This window comes from Streptomyces sp. NPDC056361, from assembly GCF_042262805.1.
GTDB lineage: Bacteria > Actinomycetota > Actinomycetes > Streptomycetales > Streptomycetaceae > Streptomyces.
This window is the reverse complement of sequence record NZ_JBHJQI010000287.1, coordinates 1-3,848: the sequence shown is the minus strand read 5'-3', so window position 1 is coordinate 3,848 and position 3,848 is coordinate 1. Positions and strand designations below refer to the sequence as shown.

Sequence of the window (3,848 nt, the reverse complement as noted above, 5' to 3'; positions counted from 1 at the left end):
GGGTGTTCGTGCACCCGGGCGGACGACGTGCTACAGTCGAGAGCAGTTGCAGTTGTGGTTCCCAAAGAACTTATGAGTGCCTTCGACGATGGAGACATCGTCAGGCACTTTATGTGTTTTCGGTGCAGTTTTCCGACGGGGCAATCATCACGGCGACGCCGGGAGCCACACGGTGTGGTTTCCCGGGTTACGCCCCGAAGGAGATTTGACATGGCTACTGGCACCGTGAAGTGGTTCAACAGCGAAAAGGGCTTCGGCTTCATCGAGCAGGAGGGTGGCGGCCCGGACGTGTTCGCCCACTACTCCAACATCGCCACCTCCGGCTTCCGTGAGCTCCAGGAAGGCCAGAAGGTGACCTTCGACGTCACGCAGGGCCAGAAGGGCCCGCAGGCGGAGAACATCCTCCCCGCCTGACGTTGACACGTCCGACGCAGCCGGGGCCCTCACCTTCGAGGTGAGGGCCTCGGCTCGTTGTCTTTTCCCGGCTTTTTCACGGACCGGACGCCGCTTTCCACCCCGTCGGCGTGGCCGGATCCGTACGCAATTGGCGTTCGGTACGTTCTGGTAATTCATGGGCCGCTGCCCGTCGCGAATTCCCTCGAAGCGCACCGTTTCGAGGAAGGTCCCCCATGAACACCACCCCCCGTACGGACAGGACGCGCCGCGGCTCCGCACCGAAGGACGAATTCGCGTCACCGGCCACCGTCACCCCGGCGCTCCCCGCCGCCGGCGCCTTCACCGACCTCGACCTGCCGGCCGCGGTCCTCGACGTGCTGGCCGGCGAGGGCGTCACGACGCCGTTCCCGATCCAGGCCGCGACCCTGCCCGACGCCCTCGCGGGCCGCGACGTCCTCGGCCGCGGTCGGACCGGCTCGGGCAAGACCCTCGCCTTCGGCCTGCCGCTGCTGGCGCGCACCGCGGGGCGCCGGGCCGAGGCCCGCAAGCCGCTCGCCCTGGTCCTGGTGCCCACCCGCGAGCTGGCCCAGCAGGTCACGGACGCGCTCGACCCGTACGCCCGCGCCCTGAAGCTGCGCATGGCCACCGTGGTGGGCGGCATGTCGATCGGTCGGCAGGCCACCGCGCTGCGCGACGGCGCCGAGGTCGTCGTGGCGACGCCCGGCCGGCTGATGGACCTGGTGGAGCGCAAGGACTGCCGCCTGGAGCGGGTGACCGTCACGGTCCTCGACGAGGCCGACCAGATGGCCGACCTGGGGTTCATGCCGCAGGTCACCGAGGTGCTCGACCGGGTGAACGCCGACGGCCAGCGGATGCTGTTCTCGGCCACCCTCGACCGCAACGTCGACCTCGTCGTCGAGCGCTACCTCCGTGACCCGGTCGTCCACTCCGTCGACCCGTCGGCCGCCACCGTCTCCACCATGGAGCACCACGTGCTGCAGGTGCACGGCGCCGACAAGTTCGCCACCGCCACGGAGATCGCGGCCCGCGACGGGCGCGTGATCATGTTCCTGCACACCAAGGCCTCCGTCGACCGCTTCACCCGCCACCTCCTCGGCAGCGGAGTCCAGGCGGCGGCACTGCACGGCGACAAGTCGCAGCCGCTGCGGACCCGCACGCTGGCGCGCTTCAAGAGCGGCGAGGTCCCGGTCCTGGTCGCCACGAACGTGGCGGCGCGCGGCATCCACGTCGACGAGCTCGACCTGGTCGTCAACGTCGACCCGCCCGCCGACCACAAGGACTACCTGCACCGCGGCGGCCGGACCGCGCGCGCCGGCGAGTCCGGTCTCGTCGTCACCCTGGTCACGCCCGAGCAGCGCAAGGACGTGGCCCGCCTCATGGCGGACGCGGGCATCCGCCCGCAGGTCACCCAGGTCCGCTCGGGCGAGGCCGAGCTGAGCCGGATCACCGGCGCCCGGAAGCCGTCCGGCGTGCCCGTCGACGGCGCCGCGCCGACGCAGGAGGGCGCCAAGCGCGGGGGCGCCGCCTTCCGCGGCATGGGCACCGTCCCCGGTCGGCCGGGCCGCGCCAAGAACGAGTCGCGCCGCGCCGCCGAGGCCCGCAAGACGGCCGAGGCCCGCCAGGCCGCGCGGATCCGCCGCGGCGGCTGACCCGCCCCCGGCGGGACGCCGCCGACCCCGACACCCTTGTGCGGAAGGACGGTTGCCGGACGCGGCCCGTCGATCTTCGACACGATTCCGCCACAACGCAGAGCCTTGCCAGCCATCGGAGGGCACCTTATCGTCGCGGGCAGAAAGCGCTTTCTCCCTTCAGCTGAACACTGACGAAAAGGAAGGCGAGGATGAGACGACCAGTCGCACCGCGACTCCACGCGGCGCTGGTGACGATGGCCCTGGCGGCCGTGACCGGGGTGGTGCTGACGATGCCCGAGGCGTCGGCGGCGACCGGCGGCGTCACCGGCTACGCGACCCAGAACGGCGGCACGACGGGCGGCGCGGGAGGCCGGACCGTGCGGGCCACCACGGGGACCGAGATCCACGCGGCCCTGTGCGGCCGGGCCACCAGCAGCACGCCGATCACCATCGAGGTGGAAGGAACGATCAACCACGCGAACACCGCCAAGGTGTCCGGCGACAGCTGCAACACCGCCGCCGGCGTGATCGAACTCAAGCAGATCAGCAACGTCACCCTCGTCGGGGTCGGCAGCGGCGCCGTCTTCGACCAGCTCGGCATCCACCTGCGCGACGCCGGCAACATCGTCATCCAGAACGTGACCGTCCGGAACGTCAAGAAGTCGGGCTCGCCCGTCTCCAACGGCGGCGACGCCATCGGCATGGAGAGCACCGTCCGCAACGTATGGGTCGACCACACCACCCTGGAGGCCTCGGGCGGCGAGTCCGAGGGATTCGACGGCCTCTTCGACATGAAGGACAACACCCAGTACGTGACCCTGTCCTACAGCATTCTGCGTAATTCCGGCCGCGGTGGCCTCGTCGGCTCCAGTGAGACCGACCTGTCGAACAGCTTCATCACCTACCACCACAACCTGTACGAGAACATCGACTCCCGGGCTCCCCTGCTGCGCGGCGGCACCGCCCACATGTACAACAACCACTACCTGAGCCTCAACGAATCCGGCATCAACGCGCGGGCGGGCGCCCGCGCCAGGGTCGACGCCAACTACTTCGAGGACTCCAAGGACGTCCTCGGCACCTTCTACACCGACGCCGCCGGGTACTGGCAGGTCAGCGGCAACATCTACGACAACGTCACCTGGTCGAGCCGCGGCACCGAGAACAACCCGGCCGGCCCCGACCCGCAGTCCAACACCACCGTCACCATCCCCTACGCCTTCGCCCCGGACCCGGCGAGCTGCGTGCCGGGCGTCGTCAGCCGGACCGCGGGCGCCGGCAAGGGCCTGCTCGTGTCGGACGGCGCCTGCTCGCCGCAGACCCCGACGCCGACACCGACCCCCACTCCGACACCGACATCCCCGACCCCGACCGCTCCGCCCACCACGACGCCGCCCGGCGGGACCAACCTCAGCATCGGAGCCGGGTCCGACGGCTCCGGCAAGGCCGACGGGACGAGTTACGGGAACGTGCGGGACGGCAACCTGAGCACCTACTGGTCACCGGCCGGCGCGACCGGTTCCGTCTCGATCAAGTGGGGCTCCCCCACCTCCGTTTCCACGATCGCCGTCAAGGAGACCGCGGGCGCGGCCGGCCGCATCGGTTCCTGGCGCGTCCTCAACGCCGACACGGGTGCCGTCCTGACCTCCGGCAGCGGTGCCGGGGTCATCACCTTCGGCCGAACCGCACTCGGCAAGATCACCTTCGAGATCACCGGTTCGACCGGCACGCCCCAGGTGGCCGAGTTCGAGACCTACGCCTGACAGCCCCGCGAGCGCCACGGCCCGCCGGGTCCGGGAT

3 protein-coding genes are annotated in these 3,848 nt (G+C 70.5%); all 3 read left to right on the top strand.

What is annotated here, in order from left to right; all coding sequences use genetic code 11:
* Window positions 1-210: 210 nt before the first annotated feature.
* The 3 genes from ACFCY7_RS40130 to ACFCY7_RS40120 all read left to right on the top strand — a co-directional run bounded on the left by ACFCY7_RS40130 (window position 211) and on the right by ACFCY7_RS40120 (window position 3,811).
* Window positions 211-414 carry a cold-shock protein gene (locus tag ACFCY7_RS40130; protein ID WP_033201600.1) on the top strand — a complete coding sequence of 68 codons (204 nt, stop codon included), beginning with the start codon at window positions 211-213 and terminating at the stop codon, window positions 412-414.
* Between the two features lie 215 nt (window positions 415-629).
* Entirely contained in the window at window positions 630-2,066 is a 1,437-nt protein-coding gene (locus ACFCY7_RS40125; RefSeq protein WP_376491026.1) for a DEAD/DEAH box helicase, read from the top strand.
* A gap of 191 nt (window positions 2,067-2,257) precedes the next feature.
* Complete coding sequence (locus ACFCY7_RS40120; protein WP_376491025.1) at window positions 2,258-3,811, top strand: polysaccharide lyase family 1 protein; 1,554 nt, start codon at window positions 2,258-2,260, stop codon at window positions 3,809-3,811.
* Window positions 3,812-3,848 lie beyond the last annotated feature (37 nt).